16 protein-coding genes are annotated in these 25,021 nt (G+C 27.8%); 5 read left to right on the top strand and 11 right to left on the bottom strand.

Annotated elements, in window-relative coordinates; genetic code table 11:
- Positions 1-92: 92 nt before the first annotated feature.
- The 9 genes from pglX to nagB form a co-directional block, all read right to left on the bottom strand.
- On the bottom strand, positions 93-3,914 hold the full coding sequence (gene pglX / locus ACO409_RS05105; RefSeq protein WP_485555448.1) for a BREX-1 system adenine-specific DNA-methyltransferase PglX: 3,822 nt from the start codon (positions 3,912-3,914) through the stop codon (positions 93-95).
- 305 nt (positions 3,915-4,219) lie between these two features.
- Positions 4,220-7,798 carry a BREX system P-loop protein BrxC gene (brxC, locus tag ACO409_RS05100; RefSeq protein WP_485555446.1) on the bottom strand — a complete coding sequence of 1,193 codons (3,579 nt, stop codon included), beginning with the start codon at positions 7,796-7,798 and terminating at the stop codon, positions 4,220-4,222.
- Between the two features lie 93 nt (positions 7,799-7,891).
- Positions 7,892-8,470 (bottom strand): DUF1788 domain-containing protein, encoded by a 579-nt coding sequence (locus ACO409_RS05095; RefSeq protein WP_314392833.1) that lies wholly within the window; start codon positions 8,468-8,470, stop codon positions 7,892-7,894.
- Positions 8,470-9,072, bottom strand: coding sequence for a DUF1819 family protein (locus ACO409_RS05090; protein ID WP_299266813.1), 603 nt, complete (start codon positions 9,070-9,072; stop codon positions 8,470-8,472). The genes ACO409_RS05095 and ACO409_RS05090 overlap by 1 nt, the downstream gene beginning before the upstream one ends.
- A gap of 381 nt (positions 9,073-9,453) precedes the next feature.
- Positions 9,454-12,504 (bottom strand): alpha-amylase family glycosyl hydrolase, encoded by a 3,051-nt coding sequence (locus tag ACO409_RS05085; protein WP_485555443.1) that lies wholly within the window; start codon positions 12,502-12,504, stop codon positions 9,454-9,456.
- Between the two features lie 163 nt (positions 12,505-12,667).
- Positions 12,668-14,041 (bottom strand): aminopeptidase, encoded by a 1,374-nt coding sequence (locus ACO409_RS05080; RefSeq protein ID WP_485555441.1) that lies wholly within the window; start codon positions 14,039-14,041, stop codon positions 12,668-12,670.
- A gap of 389 nt (positions 14,042-14,430) precedes the next feature.
- Positions 14,431-15,786 (bottom strand): glucose-6-phosphate isomerase, encoded by a 1,356-nt coding sequence (locus tag ACO409_RS05075; protein ID WP_485555439.1) that lies wholly within the window; start codon positions 15,784-15,786, stop codon positions 14,431-14,433.
- A 278-nt stretch (positions 15,787-16,064) separates the two neighbouring features.
- Complete coding sequence (gene nagA / locus ACO409_RS05070; protein ID WP_485555437.1) at positions 16,065-17,213, bottom strand: N-acetylglucosamine-6-phosphate deacetylase; 1,149 nt, start codon at positions 17,211-17,213, stop codon at positions 16,065-16,067.
- A gap of 363 nt (positions 17,214-17,576) precedes the next feature.
- A complete protein-coding gene (nagB, locus tag ACO409_RS05065; RefSeq protein WP_485555435.1) occupies positions 17,577-18,410 on the bottom strand; it encodes a glucosamine-6-phosphate deaminase in 834 nt (277 codons plus the stop codon).
- A 214-nt stretch (positions 18,411-18,624) separates the two neighbouring features.
- Here nagB and ACO409_RS05060 point away from each other — a divergent pair, with 214 nt between their 5' ends.
- A complete protein-coding gene (locus ACO409_RS05060; protein ID WP_485555433.1) occupies positions 18,625-19,830 on the top strand; it encodes a dTDP-glucose 4,6-dehydratase in 1,206 nt (401 codons plus the stop codon).
- Between the two features lie 185 nt (positions 19,831-20,015).
- Positions 20,016-20,588, top strand: coding sequence for a dTDP-4-dehydrorhamnose 3,5-epimerase (rfbC, locus tag ACO409_RS05055; protein WP_485555431.1), 573 nt, complete (start codon positions 20,016-20,018; stop codon positions 20,586-20,588).
- Between the two features lie 129 nt (positions 20,589-20,717).
- Here rfbC and ACO409_RS05050 read toward each other — a convergent pair whose 3' ends face one another.
- Both ACO409_RS05050 and ACO409_RS05045 read right to left on the bottom strand, forming a co-directional pair.
- On the bottom strand, positions 20,718-21,737 hold the full coding sequence (locus tag ACO409_RS05050; RefSeq protein WP_485555429.1) for a glycoside hydrolase family 16 protein: 1,020 nt from the start codon (positions 21,735-21,737) through the stop codon (positions 20,718-20,720).
- Between the two features lie 302 nt (positions 21,738-22,039).
- Complete coding sequence (locus tag ACO409_RS05045) at positions 22,040-22,873, bottom strand: glycosyltransferase family 2 protein (protein ID WP_485555427.1); 834 nt, start codon at positions 22,871-22,873, stop codon at positions 22,040-22,042.
- Between the two features lie 200 nt (positions 22,874-23,073).
- Here ACO409_RS05045 and ACO409_RS05040 point away from each other — a divergent pair, with 200 nt between their 5' ends.
- The 3 genes from ACO409_RS05040 to ACO409_RS05030 all read left to right on the top strand — a co-directional run bounded on the left by ACO409_RS05040 (position 23,074) and on the right by ACO409_RS05030 (position 25,014).
- Entirely contained in the window at positions 23,074-23,682 is a 609-nt protein-coding gene (locus ACO409_RS05040) for a TetR family transcriptional regulator (RefSeq protein WP_315048614.1), read from the top strand.
- A 50-nt stretch (positions 23,683-23,732) separates the two neighbouring features.
- Positions 23,733-24,278, top strand: a complete 546-nt coding sequence (locus ACO409_RS05035) for an NAD(P)H-dependent oxidoreductase (RefSeq protein ID WP_315048616.1) — start codon at positions 23,733-23,735, stop codon at positions 24,276-24,278.
- A 109-nt stretch (positions 24,279-24,387) separates the two neighbouring features.
- Positions 24,388-25,014: an NADPH-dependent FMN reductase family protein gene (locus ACO409_RS05030; RefSeq protein ID WP_485555424.1), complete on the top strand. Its 627-nt coding sequence runs from the start codon at positions 24,388-24,390 to the stop codon at positions 25,012-25,014.
- Positions 25,015-25,021: the final 7 nt, after the last annotated feature.

The raw sequence follows: 25,021 nt of genomic DNA, 5'->3' as shown, positions 1-25,021 counted from the left end.
GTTTTTTATGTCTCTTTTATTTAGTTGTTATTGTCCTTTTGCCCCAAATTTTATATAATTTTTGGAATAGTTTACAAATAATATTTTTATATTTATTTTACCTTCCCCAATATCTCATACTTCTTCCCATCACGACCAGTCTGCACTTTTTCATAATTGACCTTCACTCCGTCATCCAGATCAATCGAAATATATTCCGAAGCCAAGTGATTCATCTTTTCATCAAAATGCTTACATTCATCGAGTTGTGATTTTATCTTTTTCAATTCCTTTTCAGCTTTTTTTCTGTTGTTATTACTTTCAATTTCATCCTTCAGAAAACTTGCCCTTCTTTCATAATGTTTCTGTAGCTCATGTAAATATCCAATTCTAACCTTTGCTGTAGTCTGTTCATTATAATGGTGCATATAAATCAATGCCTTAAATCCATTTTTCTTTCCTGCATCATAAAGCCAGTAAATCGGTCTCTTTTTGTATCTTTTCAAATTATCATCATAAAAATTCTTTAAGAAGTATTCCCTTATAATCTCTTTTGGAGCATCATTTTTATTGGATAAGGCTTGTGATATAAATTTAAGATTTTCTTCAAGCGTTTCTTCTCCATATACTGTTTTTACAAATTCTACAAATCTTGTAACAATATCATCACTAAAATATTCACTGTCTGTAATTGGAATGCAGTTATCTTCATCAGGAATAAATTTGCTATATTTATTTTTATCAAATTCTCCTCCTGCAAATACAAGACCTTCCTCATCAAGCGAATAACGCCCAAACATACATCCGACAGCATAGGAAATAAATTGTTTTACAACATTTTCTTTCGTTAATACATAGCTGTTTCCTTTAATTTCATCATTTATTTCATCATCTGTATCAAATATTTTAGCTATTGTTGTATCTTTATCACTTACATCTGAAGTCAGTTCATCCTGCAGTCCATAAATATCAATAAAAATTCTATTTAATTCTTCTTCATTTTCCTTCAATTTTGAAAACTGATTATTTGTAAATTTTTTATATTGACTATATGCTTCTTCTATTAATGTTATTTGTGTTTTGTCAATTTTCTTATTTTCAACATTCCCATTTTCTCCTATTTTTACATTCTCAAATTCTTCCACATATCTTTCAAAATTAACTAATGGATTTACTTTAAAATCCCATGCTGTCTCAAATGTATTCCAGTCATATTTTGATATTTTGATACAGTTATCAACTATTGAAATTACTTTTGGTTTTATTTGTTCATTTTCTATAACTGGGAAATTAGAAAAATTACCAATTTGTAAATGAATAGTTGGATTTAAAATTTTAAATATGTAATCTGAAATTTTTGTAGACAATAATCCCAATACATATTTTAGTTTAAAAGTACTATCTGAAAATGCTGACATTCCTGTTACATCATGTATACTTCCTTCTTCTCTGTATCGTATTGCAAATCCTCCACTTGTTATATCAGACCAAGTAACTGCTTCTTTAAAATAATATTCTATATTTTGTGGTCTTGATCTTAACTTGCCGTTACCATCCTTAAAATTTCTTATTTCATTCCCATTATTTTCCCAATTCACTACATAATCATAGTTTCCGTACCATTGTCGTCTTTCTCCACCTTTATTATATGGATACCATTTATATTCATTATTTTCTGTTTCAGTTATTGATTTTGTATTATAGCTTATTTTCTCTTCTTCCACTTCATACCACTGTCTTAAAAATCTATCATTATCTGCTGTCGCTAATCCTTGTTTTGGCTCTATTAGTTCAGAAGTTTTTATTCCTTTTTCAAAATCTTCCAACAAATTTTCACTAGCCCAATATCCTATTGGCATTCCTGGTATTTTTTCAAAGTTTTCTCCATTTGCTTCATAAAAATATCCACAGTTTTTATTTTCTAATGCTTCCAATACTTTCTTACTTTGAAATTCCATATCACCTCTATAATCTTCTAGTCTTATAAATAATCCTTTTGAATCCTTCTTTTTAAAATTTCCAAGAACAAATGTTATTACATCAACTGTTGCTTCCTTGTAAAATGATCCTTTTGCAATTTGAATCAAACTTTCTATTTTTTTATTTTCAATAATATATTTTCTTAATTCTTCGTATGTCTTTATAAACATCCATACATTTGGTGTCATCCATCCAGAATATCCATCTTCAACAAGAAAATCAAATACTCTTACCATGAATACAGAAAACAGATCACCTTTATAATCCTTATAATTTGTTTCCACAAATTTTTTCAATTTTGGATTGTATTTATTTAAATATGGCGGATTAGTACAAACTATATGATATTTATTCTTTAATATTTTTGCAGTTTTTACTATCTGTTTCATTATTGGATATACATTTCCTTTCCATATTTTTTCCATTAAACTTCCTGTATATCTTTCCCTGCATTCATCCAAATATCTATCAAAACTGTCATAATCAAAATTTTCCACTTTTATTAGGCTTCCAGTTTCTCCTGCATCTTCAAATATTCTTATTAAATATTCCCCAACTTGATTTTGTTTATCATCTATTGTTATTCCATCAAAATAAAAGTTTGTTCTCAGTTCATCCATATTTATTTTTTTGGAATTTCTTAATATTTTTTTACTTTCATTATCAAATAAAAAATAACTTTCTTCAGTATAAGTTACATTAGGAGATATTCCTCTTGTGAAAAATCTTCTATCATATTCTCTACCTTTCATCATTACTGCGAAGTACGTCAACTGATAAGCTCTTTTATCTATATCAAGTCCATAGATATTCTTTTCTATTATATTTTTTACAGCTTCTCTGTCACTATACCCTGCTTCCCTGTAAATTTCCATTAGTATATCAAAAGCATGAACCAGTATATGGCCACTTCCCATGCAAGGTTCTAAGAATTTTATTTCTTCAGGAGATATTTTTTCATCTATATATGCAATTTCTTCATTTTTAGGAGTTACAAAATATTCCAGTTTATCTTTCAGCTTACTGTCAGGATTTCTCTCAATCCAATATTTTCCTAAAGAATTCTGTACCATATACTTCACAACCCAGTCAGTAGTAAATATTTGTGTTGCTATTGGTATATCTTCTTTTGCAATAGTACCTTTATTCATTCCAACTATTTCATTTTTTTTCTTTTCGTTATAATACTGATAAAGCCATCCGATAACTTCTACTTGACTTTCAGTTTCTTCTTCATCTGATGAAATTCTTATATTATTTGATATTCCCACATTATAAAGTCCTACTAATCCTATTCCATAATTTTTATTTTTTATTTTAAAATTCTCTTCCCCAACCTCATCCACTAACTTTCTCAAAATACCTTCTTCATCATTTATCGAAATTGGTAGCAGTAATTCCGAATAATCTTCAGCTTCTTCAAATAATTCAGGCAATATTTCATTAAGTTTATTACATTTTTTTATAAATAAAAATCTAAAAAGTTCTTCTGTTTTGCTTTCTTCTTTTAAATTATAAACATAATTTTTCTCATCATCTGAAAATTCCAGATCTGTGTTAAATACTTCTCTAATTATTTGAGGTTCTCTATCATTTTCTCTTTCAGAAGACAAAATTCTTATCCTATCATTTAAATAATCATTTACTTCCATAAATCTAATAGCAATAATTCTATTAAACCAAGTATAAGCGATTTCCTCAATTAACTCATTTAAAGCATCTTGAAAATTCCCCTCTTTCACTTTTTCTCTTAATGTTTTTACCAATATTTCTCTTTGCTTAATTTCCCTCTTATTTAATTCGACATTTCCTATTTTCAAATAATCATTTTCCGAAACTATTCCTTCTTCAATTTTATTTTCCGTAATTCCTATCAATTCCAATTTTCTTCTTATTTCTTTTTCCATTTTTTCTTTCGCATTTACTGCAAAATTTCTCAATGCTACTTTATCCATATTATTTGTATTGTAGTAAAAACTACAGTTCTCCTTTCTTTTATTAACGTTTAAATGAACTTAGGTTAGCAGAATAATTTTTTCTATTATTAAATCAATGCTAGTTTCTAAAATTTTCTTTAAAATATTTCGTATGAATTTACACATACACATCACCTCTGTTTTATGAAAAAAGTACTCAAAAACTTTTATTATTGAAATCAATAATAATAATACGAATAAAAATACCATATCATTGTCTGCTACTCCTAGCTCTGCTAGCCTAAATTCACTTTTTTTAACCCCCGCCTTCTACAATTTATTCTCTAAAACTCAACCTGCACTATCTCACTATCTTCCAATTCTTCTTCCAATCTTTTTCTCAATCTATCCAAATACTCTTTTATATCTTCTGAATTTCGTATTTCCCAAACTCTATCTTTATTAATTTCTGAAATTCCAATTCTTTTTGGTTTTATTACTTTTATTTCTTCTATATTTCCAGAAATCTCACTCGCTTTTTCTTTTTCTTCTAATATTTTTTCTTCTTTCTCAAAATTATTCAATAATTTATTTTTCAAGCTGATTGCTTCATTTTTATATGATTCAATATCTTTTATATTTTCACTTTTTTCAACTTTTTCTAAAATTTCACTAAATTCATTATTAATTTTTTTTGTATATTGTTCTTTTAATTCAATATTTTCTGCATATTCTACTCTTTTCAAAGCAATTTCTTTTGTTTCGTTTATACTGTCAGTTATAGGCTTTCTTTTTTCATCCAAGATTTTATTGTATTTTTCATTAAATCTTCTATTTAATTCATTCAGATCTTTAATTCTGTTATATGGGTTATTATCATTTAATATATTTTTTATATCCTTTGATATTTTTTCCAATTCATCATCTGAAAAATAATTTTTTGAATTAGTATACTTTTTATATAATTTAGTAGCTTCATCCCAAATATCTTTTTGATCTCCTTCAAAAAATTTCTCAATTGGTTCAAAATCTTCAGAAAAATCATAGTAATCGTCTTCATGTCCAGAAATTTCATTGAATATTTCTCTAGCATCTTTTAATCCAAGTACTTTTCTAAAAAGTTTTTTCCCATTTGATAAAATTTCTTTTCCAGGATAATCTTTATTTTGACATTCTCTCTCAAAACTTTCTATTTTATTTATTTTTTCTGCCGATAATTCTTTAAACTCTTGGGTCATCTTATCTGTATCGCTTATGTCTAAAGTAACATCAAATAATTCTTTTGCAACATAACTCATTATTTTTACACTTCTATCATCAATTTTTTCCTTTATTCCCAAATAAATTCTTTCCGAATTATCTTTTTTTATAATACTATTAATAATATTTTCAGTAGTTTCATTTAATAATGTTAAACTAATCCTATTTTTTATAAGTTCAATTTTTCCATCCTTAAATGCTCTTGCAATAATCCATTCAATATCCTTTTCATTCCAACCATAAGGCACTTTTGAAAACTTATCTTTTATTTCTTTTAAAGTTATTTTTAAATTTTTTTCTTTTATCATACGTACATGATTCACTATTTCACTTATCGCATTTTCATTATATTTTATACTTTCAACAGCAGTTAAAGTATTCCCTTTTTCTACAAAGATTTCCCTAATATCATCTTCACTCATAGGCTTTGTTATGTATTCTAATTTATGATATACATTATTCACTAATTTTTCCAATGCTTCATTGATTTTACTTTCATACTCTTTCGCATTAAGATTAAGTTTATTTCCACCTACATAATATTCTGCATTTTTAAGAACTTCTTTCAACAAACGATTTGAACGCTCTATATATTCTCTACGTTCAATAGTTTTATTCTCTTTAATCGAATTTCCTTTAGGCAATCCTTCTAATTCTCCCGATTTTAAAAATTTTTCTATTTTTATATCCATTTCTATTTCATTAATATACGAATTATTATCACCTAAATCAATAAATACAGAATTTTCTTGAGAACTTTTCATTAAAAGCAAACTTTCATTTCCACTGTAATCTGAATTTGAAGTTACTATATTTACTGAAATGTCATGAGTAATATTTTCTTTTTGAAAATCATCAACTATTTTATTAAAAGAAAAAATATAATTTCCAAGTTTAGGATACTGATATTTCTTTTCTTTATAAAAAACTTCAAATACTTTTTCAGATATTCTTTTAGCTATTTCACTTGTATCTACATCAATTTTATCGATAATCTTTTCAACTTCCTGTTCTTCATTTGTTAAAAAAATATATACATCCCCAGATTTCTGAACAAGTGTCTGTTTTATCAAAATATCCAATGCTTCTTTAACTTTTTCTTTTAAAGAGATTCTGTCTTCATCAATATTTTCAACCATCAATGTTGTAATATTTTCCAAAGTCCCTTTTATTTCTTTAAGATACTTAATCATAAATAACACTTTAAGAACATTCACATTAAAACAGTTTTCTTCTTTATCTGGATTGATATAACTATTTTCCATAGCTCTGGTAATAACTATCGAATGTGAATGATCTAAGAAACTCTGCAATCCATCATAAAATTTATCAAAAGGAATCAGTATTCCAACTTCACTATCTTTATACTTTTCTGCACTTTCTTTAAACATTGCAAGCATTGAACGTTCCCCTTCAGATAAATGTTTTCCACTTGAGCTATGGTCTCTAACAGATGTTAAAACATGAGAAAGAATTTGAAATTGATATGGAATAAATGGATAAACTTCTTGAAAATCTTTTTTATTTTCGTATATTTTTTTTTCTACCCCATCATCAAATATAATTAAATTTCTAACTACTGATTCTTTTTCATTGTACTTTAATGATAATTCCCTATTTGCATGCTCATTTTTATCTAAAATTCTCTTTTTAATAACTTCTGATACATCTGTTGAAGTTAAATTAATTCTTGTTTTAAATCTTCCTTGTATTTTAGAAAAATCGTTTCCTTTTACTTTTGTAATAGAATCTATCGCTTGTTGAGAAGTTACAACTACCCATGCTTTTCCTTTACATTGTACTCCTAAATCTTCTGTTACAGTTTGTAAATTCAACATTAAATCTGTATTTTCTCCAATATATTGTCCTACTTCATCGACACAAAATACAACATGATGATTATTTCCTTTTGATTTAATATATTTATTTACCATTTTTGTAAAATCTTCTATTGAAATAGAATAATCTTTTTTTGAAATTTCTAACCAATCTTTAATTCCAGATTCACTCATAAATCCTATTTCTTCTATTGCTTGTGCAACTTTAGTTCTTATAAAATTAAATTTATGTCTTTCTTCAGTCCATACTTTCCCTGCTATCTCTTGAAATTTTTCTTTAAATTCTTCATATTTATTATTTTCTCTTAATTCTCTTTCTAAATCTGCCAAATGTGGAATTGAAGAAAATCCTTGCATTTCATTAAACACCTTCAAGAATACTTTTAGAATGTCATCTTTCCCTTTATTTCCTGCACTATCACTTTTAGAATCAATATTAAACAATATAGAATCAGTTGAAGTCTGACACGCTATTTTCATATCTGCAATAACCATTTCATCTTTTATTTTATTATCTTCCAAAAAATAATCTATTGCCTTTTTCCCATTTATTTCTTTATTTGAAAGTAAATATGATAATATTTTTAATAAATGTGATTTCCCACTTCCAAAAAAACCACTTATCCAAACTCCCATATCATCTGTATTTCCGCTAATTCCTTTACTGTAGGCTGAAAAAAAATCTCTAAAGTGTTTCTGTAATTCATTCGTTACAACATACTCTTCCAATTCCTGCTTCATATTTTCTTCTTCTTTTTGTCCTACTTTTATTACCCCTTTAATATCTCTGTCAATAGGTTTTCTAAACATATCTTTTAATTTCATAAATTTATTTGCATGATTTTATGCTTAAAATCATACTCTCCTTTCTTAATTTTAAATATTATTACGATTTTTCACCCCACCTATTAAAGAATACTATTTTAACAATTTAAACGCTCTATAATAATTATCATCTTTAAATTCCTCAAATAACTGTAATGACTGTCCGTCATACTTTCCTGGATAAAACATAACTACTGGTGCTCTATCAAAAACTTGATGTAAATTATTTAATATCTTATGTGAACGCACAAAAGGAAATATCTTTCCTATACCAACTAAAAAAACAATTGATTTTTCAGGAGTATTCTCTTCAATATATTTTGCAAAATAGTTATCATCCTCATTCATTTTCAATAAACTATTTACTGATTCAATCAAATAGTCCATTCCATCATTTTTTTCCATCTCAATACAATTTTCCAAAAATTCTGATTCTTCTAAAAGATCTATCATAATATCGTAAACATCGTAAATTACAATTTTATAACCATCACCAATTTCTTTATCTCTTTTTTTTATATTTTCTAAATACTGTCTAACTATTAATTCATCTCTCGGAGAATAGTCAAAAATATAGTATGAAACCTCATTTCCTAGTCCTTTGCTATTCAAAAAACTATCTTTCTTTATTTCATTTTCTATTTTCCCCAAATCTATTTCTGTTTTTGTCATTACACTTCTCCTTTTAAAGCCTTTATGTACATTTCCATTTTATTCTCTCTCAATAAATTTTCTAATTCATAATCCAAATAAATTTTTCTATATAAAATTTTCCCTTTATTTTCTTCCAATAATCCTGCCTCTTTTAAATAATTTCCATATGAACCTCTCATTCGCCTTTTTGTATTTTCTGTAAATTTAGCAACTTCCTCATTTTGTAAAGATTTTTCATCCAAAAATTTTTTAACAGAATTTGGACTATATTCTTTAGTTCCTAGTAACATTTCGTTTCGATAAGAATTATAAACATATTCGAAAAATAATTTATCTGTTTGCATTACTGATAATAAATTTATTATTTTCATAGTTCCAACATCAACCTTAAAAAACAATATCTTTATATCTTCAGAAAGTTCCTTCGTTCTTTTATTAATTTCACTAAAAATTCTTTTACCGTAGTCTTTAGAAGGTGCAGAAAAAATATTTTCTTCTTCCTGCATTTTTCTTATCTCATTCTCATTTTTCCCATCTTTCAAAAATTCTAAAAATTTTTTAAATTCTAAAAACCAGAATCCTTTACTTACAATTCCAGCACTGTATTCTCTTTTTCCCATTTTCTACCCCTTAATTACATTAATTTTTGTTTATTTCTTATTAAATATTATATCATTACATTTTTATATTTTACAAGTAAAATTAATAACCTTTTTATTTCAAATCTTTTTTTAATGATAAGCAATTTTTATACTAAATTTCCATTTAAAAATCAAAAATTAATATAAAATCATAACAAATCTACTTTTATACTATTTCCCATTAGAATAATAAATTTATTATAAATCCTATTTACCAAGATCTCTTAATCCTTTACCAGAAAACAAATAAATTTTTCAAACTGGATTTAGTATTACACATAAACAAAAAAAGGAACTACCCAAAATCATAGTTCCTTTTATTCTAACAACAATTATATTTAATCTTTCAATCGACTATCCTTACTCATAATCCCCCTCTATCCTAATCTTTCGCAAAATCATTCCCTCTTTTGCATTCAAATCTAATTTAATTTTTCCATCCGGTCCTGTTCTGAATGTTCTGCCTTCTGTTACTAGATCAATAAATCTTTCATCCTGATAATTTGTCTCAAATTCTACATTTTCCCATCTATTAAATGAGTTGTTTATTACAACGATAATTGTATGATCTTCGATAACTCTTTCGTATGCTATTATGTCTCTTTCGTTATCAGCAAATACTTCTCTAAATTTACCGTAAACAAGTGCTTTATTTTCCAGTCTTATTCTTATTAATTTTTTATACCATTCAAATAAATCATTGTCAGCTTTTTGCTCGTAGACTTCATTTTGGTTAATATGAGATGGATTTTTTTCATTGTCATATAAAAATTCTTTCCATAACATTGGTTTTCTGCAATATGGGTCTGTTGCTCCCCACATTCCAACTTCATCACCGTAAAATAGCATTGGTGCTCCAATATAAGTCATTTGGAATATTGATATTAATTTTAGTATGTCTTTTGGCTTAATTGGACTGTTTCGCCAATCTATTGTTGTATTTGGATGATAATTTGAAGCTAGATCAGGACGAATTCCGTTGTATCCTTTTTCTAACTGCTTTCCTTCTTCCAAATTTCTTCCAACCACATCATTTACGATTCTTGAATAAAGTCTATCTGTATCGTGTGAACCATTTAGATTTTGGCTTGCCTGCAATGCTTGATATGGATACCAATTTCTTTTTTCTCTAAGTTCATTAAAAAAGTCCTGTGCTTTTAACTTGTATCTTACTCCACCTTCACGGCTTTGGTTTATGAAAAATCCGATAACTGTTTTTAACCATTCATAGTTCATTACAGTGTCAAATTTATTTCCACCGTTAATATCTCCAGAAGCATTTCCCCAAAGTTCGGCAGTTATGTAAGAATCTTTCTTGCTGCCTTTTACAACTTCTCTCCATTCATTCCAGAAATTTTGATTTTCAAGGCAGTTTGGTACATCTAAACGCCATCCATCAATTCCATCATCTTCCATCCAGTTTTCACTTTCTTTTCCATCAGGCCCGCACATCCATTTTCTTGTGATATTAAAAATGTATTCTTTATATTCCTGATTAAAAGTGTTAAATTCAGGAAGTGAATCAAATCCACCCCAGGCATTATAAATAGTTCTCTTTCTATTTGCAATTAATGTTTCAAATGCCTGCTCATCACTCATATCATCTGTGATTGGAACATGCTGTCCAAAATCTGTAAATTTGTACCAATCCTTATATTTAGAATTTTCCCCATCTGCAAGCACCATATTAAATGTCCAGTGCTCACTGCTGCTATGATTGAAAACTCCATCAAATATTACACGAATACCATTTTTATGAAATTCCTTTATCAAGTCAACCATTATCAAGTCTGACTCTGTCCAAACCCAAGTATCTGGATCTTCTGTTTCTCCATATCCATTTTTTCCTCTGTTTTCACCTTTCAAGTTTACTTCCAGAAGTTTTAGTTCACTACTTGATGAAGCCTTATTTCCAAGCACTTCTACATACGACTTATTTCCATATTTATTATTTTTATTAATTTTCACATTGTAAGTTTCGCCACTTGTCTTTATTGTCCCAAAGTCTGGAGAAATATGTCTAAAGTCATTCGCTCCATATTTATGATTCTGATATGAAAAAAATACTGGATTTAACCATACAGCATTAATTCCAAGCTCCTTCATATATGGTATTTTTTCCTTGATTCCCTGTAAATCTCCACCGTACATTCTGGCATATTTCAAGCTGTAATCAATTTCTCGTTCTCCAAGTTTTTCCCATATTACCTGTTCTCTAAAATCAGCTGTCCATCGGTTTCTATCAAAATGACTAATTACATTATTACTTTTTTCCCATTTATAGTCTTCTACAAAATTTTGTTCGTGAAGTCTGTTAGGCTTAAATGCTTCTGGTCCAAATTCATTAAAAATCGGATCGTTATAATGATTTCCATTATAAAATCTATCTGGAAAAATATTATACCAAATTGCTTCTTTTGCCCAGTTTGGCACATTAAACAGCTGTATATCATTAGAAGTTGTATTTACAACTAATCTTTTTGGCTTGCTATAGCTTAATGTTTTTCCATTAAAATATGCTCTTGTCCCATTATCTTCCAAAATAAAATAGTATAATAATTTTTTTGCTTCTTTTCCAAAATTTATAATTCTTTCAAAGTAGTCAAATCCATTTGTTTTATCCTGGTATCTTTCCAGCTCATAAATCATCTCATAATTATCTTCCTCATGCAAAACAATGCTTATGTAAGCACGCTCCACATCATTCATTTGAGTTCTTATTTTAAATTCATACTCGCTGTCAGATAGTTTGTTAAAATATTGCAAACTGTCATATTCATGAACAATTGCTTTTAAATTTGTATTTTTGTCAATTGCCTCGTATACAAATTTTCCATTTCCCAAATCTCCTTGTGGAAACAATGCTCCATTTTCTCCAATAATCAGCTTTTTATTTTCTTCTGGATACCATTTTCCATCAATTAGATATTTATACTCGTAAACTCCTTCTGGCGAAGCTATTATTACTTCGTAATTTGTACCTTCAAAATGATGAATTGGCTCTGAATCAGGTTTCCAGTTATTAAAGTTACCAGTTATTTCCACTTTATTTGCTTCAGTCAGTCCAAAATCAGAAATATCTAAATTCATTCTATAAAATTTCATCTTAGTCAATGAAAATGTTTTTTTTGATGGAGTATATTCTACATAAATATCTATTCCATTTTGAAATCCTGTTATTGATTTTGGTGGTAAATCCTCATCTACTACAGCTTCAAATCTTTTGGCAAATGGAGCAGTATGATTATAAGTTACACCGCTTATTATGTTACTTTCTTCATCTTTTATTTCAAAAAAATAACTTCCTGACTCAACATTTCCCCATTTATATATAAAATTTTCCCATCTTTGCTTTAGATTCTCTTCTTTATAAAATTTATTATCTTTGTAAATTATTAATTTATAACTCATTTTTTTCTCCTAATTATCTATTCAATGCAATCATTTGTAAAAGTCTGCAAAATCTGATCAATTTATCACTTTCAGATTTCTGTTTTTATTTTTGATAAAAGATCAAGATCAATCTATTGCTATAAAGGCTATTTTTATAGTCTTTACTTTCACAACTGTCTAATTAATTTAGTTCAAAAAATACTTTATATGCCCTATATGTTTCATATAAATCCGCTTTTGATGAAATTTCAAATAAAGAATGCATTGATAAAAGTGCAGGACCTGCATCTATTGTTCTTATCCCATAATAAGCCAAAAATTTTGCAACAGTTCCTCCTCCACCTTCATCTACTTTTCCAAATCCGCCTGACTGATATTTAATTTCATTTTTATCAAAAATTTGTCTTATTTCCTGAATAAATTCAGCATCGGCATCATTTGCCATAGATTTTCCACGGCTTCCAGTATATTTTGCAAATGCTAGCCCATACGATAGCCGTGCTACATTTTCAAGATCATGAGCAGATTTAAATACAGGATTTAGTGCCGCTGTTACATCTGATGACAATGCTTTAGAATTCCACAAAGTTTCTCTTAACATCTGATCATTATAGTTTTTTTCTGAAAGTGAAAGCAACTTCCCAACAATATACTCAGGCAATGTTGATTTCAAGCTTGTTGAACCTTCACTTCCAATTTCTTCTTTATCTGTCAAATAAATCATAATAGTTTTTTCGGTTTCCTTTATTTCAAGCAAAGCTCTAAGTGATGTATACGCACAAATTCTATCATCTTGTCCATACCCTCCGATCATGCTTTGGTCAAGACCAACATCTCTAAGTTTTCCTGCAGGCACGATTTCCATCTCTGCTGTAAAAAAGTCATCTTCTTCTATTCCGTAATCTTTTTCCAACTTATCCAGTACAAATTGTTTTATTTTTTTATTTATATTTTTATCATCTAAAGGCATATTTCCAAACAACAATTTTAGCTCTTCACCTTTTATTACATCTCTTGCCTTTCTATCATCTTGCACATTATATGACAGATGTGGCAATATATCAGGTACACTAAACACAGGTTCATCATCTCTTTCACCAATTGAAAGTGTAACTTTTTCTCCATTTTTCAAAAAAACAACACCATGCAATGCTAGCGGAGTAGCTGCCCACTGATATTTTTTAATTCCACCATAATAATGTGTATTTAATAGGGCAAATTCCTCATCTTCCATTATCGGATTAGGCTTTAAGTCCAGTCTTGGAGAATCAACATGAGAAACAATCATATTAATTCCATTTTTTATATCATTTCCAACAATTACTGCAATAATATTTTTATTTCTGTTATTAAAATAGATTTTATCTCCCTTTTTCAATTCTTTTTTTTCATTGAGATTAACAAATCCATTTTTTATAAGCTCTTTTTCTGTCAAATCTACAAATTCCCGTTCAGTCTTTGCCAAATTCAAATATTTTTTATAATCTTCAGCAAATTCAAATATTACTTTTTTTTGAATATCTGTATAACTTTTCCACAAATTTTCCTTTGTCATCTTACGTCCTTTCTATATCTAAAAAAGATGGAATATATTTAATTATATCAAATTATTCAATACATAAATTTTATTTTAGTTTTTTTAGTTATACTTCCTACTTTTCTAAACATTTTTAATTAATCATAACATTTTTAATAAAAAATTATCAAGTAAAATTTTGTTAAAGAAAAAATAACTGTTTGAGATCTTGGAATACATTTTTTCACAAAATACACAACAAAAGATGGCGACTTGAAAAAATATCCCAAATCAGCCACCTTCTTTCCAAACTAAATCATTTTTTAATTTATATTAATTTCAATAAACTGCTCTCACTTAATAAGAGCAAACTTTTCTTTGGCTTCTTCGTTAAGCAATAAATAAACTTTTGACTATCAAAAATTTTATTATTTAACTTCGTTTAATCTTTTTTCCAGTTCTTTTCCTGCTTCTTCATATCCAGGTTTTCCTAACAATGCAAACATATTTTTCTTATATGCCTCAACTCCTGGTTGATCAAATGGATTTACACCTAAAAGGTATCCGCTTACTCCACATGCCTTTTCAAAGAAATAGAATGTATATCCCAAATGATAAGGAGTTGCTTTGGGAATATTTATTTCAAGATTAGGAACTTTTCCATCAACATGTGCCAAAATTACTCCATCGGCAGCTCTTTTATTTACATAATCCAACGTTTTCCCTGCAAGAAAGTTTAATCCATCAAGATTATCCTTATCACTTTCAATTGTAAATTCCACTTCAGGCTTTCCAATAGAAATTACTGTTTCAAAGAATAATCTTTTTCCTTCTTGAATATATTGTCCTAATGAATGCAAATCTGCTGAAAAATCTGCTGAAGTCGGATACAAACCTTTTCCTTCCTTTCCTTCAGATTCCCCAAACAATTGTTTCCACCATTCTGCCAAATAATGAACTCTTGGTTCATAATTTACCATTAATTCTAGTTCTTTTCCTTTTCTATTTAAAATGTTTCTAATGGCTGCATATTGTAAAACTTGATTTTCTTCGATATTCTTGTTTGCAAAATCATTCATTGCATCTTTTGCTCCAGCCATCAAATCATCAATATCAATTCCAGCAGCTGCAATTGGTAAAAGTCCTACTGCAGTTAATACTGAAAATCTTCCTCCAACATTGTCAGGTACAACGAAAGTTTCATATCCTTCAGCTGTGGCAAGTGTTTTTAATGCCCCACGTTTTTTATCAGTTGTAGCATAAATTCTTTTTGCAGCTTCTTCTTTTCCGTATTTTTTTTCAAGAATTTTTTTAAATTCTCTAAATGCAATTGCAGGTTCAGTTGTAGTTCCAGATTTTGAAATTACATTTACTGAAAAGTCTCTATCTCCAACTACCTCGATTAAGTGTTGTAAATAAACACCACTCATATTTGTTCCTGCAAAATAAATTTCAGGTGTCTTTCTTTTATCTTTTGGCAAGTTGTTGTAAAAGCTGTGTGATAAAAATTCGATTGCAGCCTTTGCTCCCAAATACGATCCACCAATTCCAATTACAACCAAAACTTCTGAATCACTTTTAATTTTTTCAGCTGCTTTTTTTATTCTTTCAAATTCATTCTTATCGTAATTTTCAGGTAAGTCAAGCCATCCTAAAAAACCATTTCCTGCTCCAGTTTTTGAAGTCAATACTTCATTTGCCAATTCTACATAAGGCTTAATTTGTTTTAATTCACTTTCGTTAAAAAATTTTTTTGCAAATTGATAATTAAAATTCAATTTCATTCTTTTTTGTCTCCTTAATATACATATTTTATTTCTTAGATTTTTTGAAAGTCAAAAAACCTCCATCTTTTTATACATAGTAATGTAACTTTAAAACCGAACAAAAATAAACCTTTACAATTTTAATTTAATATTTCGATTTTGAAATAGCTTTACAAAAACTATTTTACAACTTAAAGTATAACAAAAAACAAACTTTTTTTCAAATTTTTTCCACTTATATTTTACAATTTCAAAAAACTTTTCCTAAAATTTAAAATTTTATTGTACAAATACCTTTAATATTTTGTCAATTTTCCCTTACTTATTGTCCCTTTCACATTAAATTTTTCATCAAAATATGTCAAATCTGCCAAATAGCCCTCTTTTATAAATCCATATTTTTCATCAATAGCCACTGCTTCAGCAGGATAAGAAGTTGCCATTCTAAGTGCTTCCTCAAGCGAAATATGAACTTTTTCCACTAGATTTTGCACTCCTTTTATCATAACAAGCGAAGATCCCCCCAAAGTTCCTTCTGGAGAAATACATTTTCCGTCCCTATACAAAACTCTGTTCCCTTCAAACATAAATTCGGTCATATTGTCAGTTCCAGCAGGACTAACCGCATCTGTCACAAGATAAAGTCTGTCTTTCATTATTTTCTTAGCAATTTCCACAGAAGCAAAATCTATATGAAGCCCATCAGCTATTATCCCACAATTTGCAGTATTGTTATTAAATAAAAATCCAACAACTCCAGGCTCTCTTGAATCCAGTCCTCTCATTGCATTATACAAATGAGTTCCACAGTTATAGTATTCCTTCTTTTCCATACATTCCTCATAAGTCGCATTCGTATGCCCAACAGCCACATTAATCTGTGCATTTCTCAATTGTTCCAAATGCTGAATTTTAGCCTTTTCTGGTGCTATCGTTATTATTCTAGTAACTTTTGGTCCTGCCTTAGCTATTTTCTCAATCATTTCATCTGACAAAATTCTTATATATTCAGAACGATGAATCCCTTTTTTTTCTACACTTATATAAGGTCCTTCAATATGAAGCCCTAAAACTCCAATTTCTTCTTTATCCTTCATTTTCTTCATAAGCTCAAGGGCCTTTTCTATTTTCTCATCTGGAGAAGTTATGAGCGTAGGCAAAAACGAAGTACACCCATATCTTTTATTAGTTTCATTCATTATTTCCAACGCTTCCCTAGAAATATCATCATTAAACAGCACTCCCCCACATCCATTAATCTGCAAATCAATAAACCCAGGTGACAAAATCATTCCCTCAACATCAATAATTTCCTGATTTTCTAATTCTTTCTTATCAATCAAAGAAAAATCCGCTATCTTTTTTATAAATTCCCCTTCTAAAAAAACTGTATTTTCCCCAATAAACTTCTCCCCATCAAATATCTTTGCATTTTTTATAATCATCTTAACAATAGTTCCTTTCTTTGTTTTTATTTTAGAATATTTTAGTTAATAGCTGTTTTTTTCTCATTCTACTTAGTATGTTTTTAAAATAACTATTATAGTTAAATTAAAAATGTCGTGATTTTTTTGGAATAAAATTGACTGTTTGAACTTTTTAATAACCTTTAAACTATAATTATTTAAACAGATAAAATAACTATTATCAAAAAGCGAATTTCAATTTTGTTTCAAAAAATGCTTAGACAAGCCAGAGATGCAAGGAAAATGGCAATTAATTTCCCTTGCTTTGAAAAAAAAGAAAAAACATAAAACCTATAGAAAAACATTTATTAACAATAATTCATTAAAGAAAATTAATAAAACTTATTTTGCCAATTCTATTAAATATTTTTTATACTTTTCCAAATCCAGATTCTTAGCTTCAATTTCCTTAAAATACCTATAAGTCTTAACCTTTATATCCGAAGCCGCCATTTCATCGATTACCAGCACAGCCCTTCTATGCAGCTGTAAAGCTGAAATTGTCCAAAGATGATTTACTCCGGCTTCTACACCATGATAAACTGCACGAGCTTTTTTATAACCATTTGCAAGAATCATGACCTCTTTTGAGTCCATAAGCGTTCCTACGCCGATTGTCAAGGCTGACTTTGGAACTTTTTCAATATCATTGTCAAAAAATCTGGAATTTGCCAAGATTGTATCATAAGTTAGATCCTTGTCACGTGTATGCGAAGAAAGCGACGAACCAGGCTCATTGAATGCAATATGCCCATCTTCTCCAACTCCGCCTAAGAACAGCTGAATCCCACCAGCTTCTTTTATTTTTTCTTCATAATCATGACATTCCTTTTCCAGATCGTCAGCACATCCATCCAGAATATTTATATTTTCTTTTTTTATATTAATATGCTTAAAAAAGTTCTCATCCATAAAATAGTGGTAACTTTGTGGATCTTCAGGTTTTAATCCCACATATTCATCCATATTAAAAGTTACAATATTTTCAAATGACAATATCCCTTCATTATACAAATTTATCAATTCCTGATAAGTTGCAAGTGGCGTAGAACCAGTAGGAAGGCCCAATACAAAAGGCTTTTCTTTTGTAGGCTTAAATTTTAATATTTTCTTAGCTATCTGATAAGCACTCCATCTTGCTACTTCATCAGAATTTTTTAGGATAATTACACGCATTTCATCCACATCCTTTAACGATTTTAAAAAAATTAGATTTTCATTAAAATACTTCTTACTACTATTATATAATCTTTTTTAATTATGTCAAGAATATTTTTATAATAAAATCTTATCAATTTCTATTGGAAAAAATCAAAAAAACATTGTATAATTTATATGGTGATGATAAATAAAAAAATTATAATTTTCAAAAATTGATTAGGAGGAGAATATGAAAACATATTTAGTGACAGGTGCTGCTGGCTTTATTGGCTCTAATTATTTAAAATATATTTTAAATAAATATAAAAATGACGATATTAAAGTAATTGTAGTTGATGTGCTTACTTATGCAGGAAATTTAGGAACGATTGCAAAGGAAATTAAAGATGAAAGAGTAAAATTTGAAAAGGTTGATATTCGTGATCAAAAGGAAATTGCTAGAATTTTTTCTGAAAACGAAGTGGATTTTGTTGTAAATTTTGCAGCAGAATCGCATGTGGATCGTTCCATCGAAAATCCACAAATTTTTTTAGAAACAAATATTCTTGGTACGCAAAATCTTTTGGAAAATGCTAAAAAAGCATGGACTGTTGCAAAAGATGAAAATGGCTACCCAATTTACAAAGACGGCGTAAAATATCTGCAAGTTTCAACTGATGAAGTTTATGGAAGTTTATCAAAAGATTATGATACAGCAATTGATCTAGTAATTGACGATGAAGAAGTGAAAAAAGTTGTAAAAAACAGAACAAACTTAAAAACTTATGGTAAAAAATTCTTCACAGAAAAAACTGCCCTTGATCCAAGAAGCCCATATTCAGCTTCCAAAGCAAGTGCAGATCACATTGTAATCGCCTACGGTGAAACTTACAAAATGCCAATAAATATCACAAGATGTTCAAATAACTACGGTCCTTACCACTTTCCAGAAAAATTAATTCCACTTATGATAAAAAACGTTCTGGAAGGTAAAAAGTTACCAGTTTACGGAAAAGGAGACAACGTAAGGGATTGGCTTTATGTGGAAGATCACTGTAAAGGAATCGACCTAGTTTTAAGAAATGCTGATATTTACGAAATTTACAATATTGGAGGCTTTAACGAAGAGCAAAATATTAATATTGTAAAATTAGTTATTGATATTTTAAGAGAAGAAATTGAAAATAATGACGAATACAAAAAAGTTCTAAAAACTGACTTGAAAAATATAAATTATGATTTGATTACTTATGTTCAAGATCGGCTTGGACACGATATGAGATATGCCATTGACCCTTCAAAAATCGCAAGGGATTTGGGATGGTATCCAGAAACAGACTTTGAAACAGGTATCAGAAAAACCATAAAATGGTACTTGGAGCATCAAGACTGGGTAAACGAAGTAATTTCAGGAGATTATCAAAAATATTATGAAGAAATGTATGGAAATAAATAATTAAATTCATAATAGACAATTGTAAAAGTAAAAACAATAAAGATTGGATAACAAATCACAAGGAGCCAGGATTCTCCTTCTCAAGAAACGAAATAAAACGATAAAATTAAACATAAAAAATATAATACTTATCGGATTTTTAGACTTTTACAAATGACTAAAATTATAAAAAAAGGAGCAAATCAATGAATAATTTTACAATAAAAGAAACCCCAATAAAAGGCTTAGCAGTAATTGAGCCAAAAGTTTTTGGAGATGAAAGAGGATTTTTCTTGGAAACTTACAATCAAAAATCCTTTGAAGAATTAGGACTTACAATGAACTTCGTCCAAGACAACCATTCAAAATCCAAAAAAGGCGTTTTACGTGGACTTCACTTCCAGACAAAGCACACTCAAGGAAAATTAGTTCGTGTAATAAAAGGAAGCGTGTATGATGTGGCAGTTGATTTAAGAAAGGGCAGCGAAACTTTTGGAAAATGGTACGCAGTAAAATTATCTTCTGAAAATAAGCTAATGTTTTACATTCCCGAAGGCTTTGCACATGGTTTTTTAACACTTGAAGATGAAACAGAATTCACTTATAAATGCACAGATTTATATGCCCCTGAGTATGATAGCGGAATTTTATGGAGTGATGAAATAATAGGTATTGACTGGAAATTTGAAGAATTTGGAATAAATCCCAGTGAATTGACAATTTCTGAAAAAGATAAAGTTCAACAAAAATTCGATAAAAATAAAAATTATTTTCAATAAAAAAATCCTATTTCTTAAATAGAATTTGATATAGACTTAATTATTTTTACAAAAAAATTATATATGATAAAATCCATAAACAAGGGGTTAAAACCCCTTGTTAAAAAATATTAATCTTGAAATTATCTTTTATTGTTTTTGATAAACTCTTACATAGTCAACTCTCATTTCTGTTGGAAAATCTACATCTCCATCTTCTCCAGTTTTCTTATTCAAAGCTACATTTATCATTATAAAATATGGTTGATTAAATGGATTTTGTAATCCTTTCTTTTCTAATTCTTTATAAGTGAATCTTTTGTATATTTTATTATTAAATAACCATTTTATTTCCTTATCATCCCATTCTACCGCGTAAGTATTGAAATCTGTCAATTTTTCCTTAGACCATTTACTTATTTTATAATCGCTACCTTGAAATGACTGATAGGTATTATCACTTTTCAGAACATGAGTTGTCCCTGTAACACGATTCATTTCACCACCATCAATTTCCACTATATCAATCTCTCCATTCGCAGGTTTCCCTTCAGCTTGAGAATATCCTTCAGGCCACATCCAAAATGCGGGCCAAGTACCAATCCCTTTAGGCATAGCAGCTCTCATTTCAATTTTACCGTATTTCACATTATAAAGATTTCTAGTATGAATTGCTCCTGAACTATAAAGAATTTTTCTTTCAGAACCGTCAACATTTACTTTTTTATTATTTTCCTTTTTTAATGTTATAACCAGATTCCCATCTTCAACTTTTACATTATCCCTTAAATAATAGTGCTTCGCACCAAATCCATACTGATCCACAAATTTCCCGTTTTCATCAACATAATTTCCAGAATTCCAAGGATTTCCATTTTCCCAATAAGTCCATTTTGTACCATCTAAACGATCCCCATTAAATTCATCATCCCAAACTAATTTCCAGCTTTTGCCTTTTATTTTAGAAATGAATTTATTTAGCTTACCTTTTTTAGTTTTTATAGTATTTTCAACTTTGTCTATATTATCTTCAATTTTTTCTTTTGCCTGAATTATATCATCTTTAACTTGCTGAGAATTTATATTTTGAGTCGTTTTTGTACCTGCAGCAAACATCATATTTCCCATTAACACAAATAAAACTACTTTATAAAAAATCTTTTTTTTCATATTTTTTCTCCTTTTTATTATATTTTTTTAATCATTTATAAAAGTCTAAACTTTTCAATAAATACAATATTTTCTAATGCCTAATTTTCTTATTTTTTCTCTCAAGCAAGAAATAAAGCCTTTTTACTATTCTAGATAATACTGCATTTAATTTTTAAAAATTTTGTAATTGCATTTTTATCATCAAAAAAACAATGATAAAACAATTTTAACATTATTATAACATTTTAGTAGTAATAATTTCTACTTTTTTTTAAAATTAAAAAAAATTTTAATATTCTAATTAATCTTGTTTAATAAAATTATTTTTTATATTTACTCATACATTCTTTGTTTTTTATTTTTCTTTCTTTATCAAAAAACCATCCCCATTTATTAAAATATTTTATGGCTGAATTTATATGTAACATCATCATTTTTCGTGATTTATACGAGGCTTTTCCATGCTTATGAATTATTTCTGCTTCAGGATAAAAAACCGTTCTCCATTTTTTCCCAATTCTTCTACACAAATCATAATCTTCCATATACATAAAATATCTCTCATCAAAACCGCCAACTTCCTCCAGAGCATCCGTTCTTACAAAAATAAAACACCCCGATAAAATCGGAACATCAATTACTTTCTCATAATCATACCATTTCATCTCATAATTATAATCAAGTTTTTCAACAATTGATTTTACAGGTAAAAACCTTCTAAATATTAAATTTATAGGTGTCGGAAATAATCTGCAAGATCTACTAAGTCTACCATTAGGCTCTAAAATCTTTGGACCAATCTGTCCAATATCTGCATTTTTTCTCATATAACTAACAATTTTTTCAATTGTATTTTTTTCAAAAACTATATCTGCATTTATCATTAGATGAAATTCAGATTTTACATCATCTTCTAATAATTTTTTTACAACAACATTATGTCCACTCCCAAATCCATCATTTGAATTATTAAAAATATACTCAATTCTATCATCTGAAAATTTTTCTATAAATTCTTTTAAGTCATCTTTTTCAGAATTATCAGAAATCCACAGTTTAAATCTAAGCTCTACTTTTTGAAAACATTCTATAATTTTCTTCAACTCATTTCGCTCAGTATTATATGTAACAATACAAGCCGTAAAATCATACATAAAACAACCTCAATTCATATATCAATATTTTGTATTCATAGAATTATACCACTTTTGCTAAAATCAAACAAGAAAAAATCTGTCTAACTTATAGAATTAACTTTAAATCTAAAAAAATTTTTCAAACGAACTTGACATTGTAAAGATTAAATTGTATAATCTTTACAACAATAAGATTATAAGTGAGGAAATTATTAAATATGAAAAATTTAAAAAAGAGCTACCATCATGGTAATTTAAAAGAAGATTTAATCGAAAAAGGAATCGAAATAATAAATGAAATGGGAGAAGAAAAACTATCTTTAAGATACGTTGCCAAAATGTGTGGAGTAAGTAATGCCGCTCCTTATACATATTTTAAGAAAAAAGAAGATTTGCTTGAAGCTATAAGTAACTATATTTGGAAAATGTTAGCTATGGAATTGAATGAAACAAGAGAAAAGTATAAAAATAAAGAAGAATTGCTAGTTAAACTAGGAAAAAAATACGTCACTTTTTTTTGTGAAAATTCTCGGTATTATCATTTTATAATTTCAAGAAATAATATGAAAATTGATTTATTATCTGAATTTTCAAAATCAGAAAGCGATAATCAAAATGCTTTTAATATATTAAAAACTGAAGCAACCAAAGTATTTGAAAAATACAATATACCACCTAAAAATATACAAGATAAAATCATAGCAATGTGGGCATTAGTTCAAGGATTAGTAACAATAATAACTATGAATAATTTAAACTATTCCGAATACTGGGAGAAAAAAATAGAAGAAATAATAAAATCAAGCTGTATGATACCTTCCCTTTAAGAATTTAAACTAAGAAAAAAATTAAAATTAACTAAAATAAGGTGATAAATATGAAACTAATTATACATGATTTAAGTAATGAAAAATTAGAAAATTTAAAAGCAGAAATTGAAAAAGAAGAAAAATCTATAAACATAATAAAGAAAAGCATTAATCAAGGTAAAATAATAATTGACAAAGATGTATGTGTAATCAGCAATAATAAAAAAATAAAAAGCTGTATGGGATGCTTTGAATGTTGGATTAAAACACCAGGAAAATGTAAAATTCGTGATGGATATGAAAATTTATCAAAATTATATTTAAAGGCAGAAAAAGTAATTATTATAAGCCAATGTTTTTATGGATCTTACAGTCCCTTTGTAAAAAATATATTAGATAGAACAATCCCATATCTGCTTCCATTTTTTAAATTTAAAAATAATGAAATGCACCATACTACAAGAAGTAAAACAAAATTCGATTTAAATGTATATTTTTATGGAAAAAACTTAACACGAAGCGAAAAAATAACTGCGAAAAAAACAGTAAAAGCCAACAGCATAAATTTAAATGTAAAAAATTTTAAAGTTTTATTTTTTGAAAATTATGATTAATCCATTAAAAAATTAAATTAAAATATACCAAAACAATAGATTATATATATAAGTCTAACCTTGTACTTATCATTTTGAAGTAAAATTTCTAAAAGGAGAATTATAAAATATGAAAATTATTATAATAAACGGAAGTCCCAAAACAATAAAAAGTAATTCTGAAATATTAGGAAATTACCTTTTTCCATTGCTCAAAGAAAATAACATAAAAAAATATTATTCAATCCATTTCCAATTAAATGACAAAATGAAAAATGAAATTTATAATAGCGATGTTTTAATATTTATTTTTCCTTTATATGTTGATGGAATTCCATCTAATTTATTAAAACTACTCGTAGAATTTGAAAAGGAAAATGCTATAAGACCTGAAACTAAAATTTATTGTATCGTTAACAATGGATTTTATGAAGGAAAACAAAATTTCTTAGCAATTTTACATATGAAAAATTGGTGTAAAAAAGTTAAGGCAAAATGGGGACAAGGAATTGGTATAGGCTCAGGAGAGTTGTTACCATACTTAAAAAATTTAAAACTTGGACAAGGACCACTCAAAAACTTAGAAAAAATACTAAATAGACTTTCTAGAAATATTTTAACTTTAAACAGTGATAAAAATATTTATATAACTCCAAATTGGCCAAGAAGTCTATATTTTATACAAGGTTCCATTTCATGGATTTTAAAGGCAAGAAAAAACAACTTAAAAATATTGGAAATATTTAGAAAAGCATAAAAAAATG

This window comes from Leptotrichia sp., from assembly GCF_057270615.1.
Note: the sequence above shows the minus strand (reverse complement) of the source record. Positions and strands in the feature narration are given on the sequence as shown.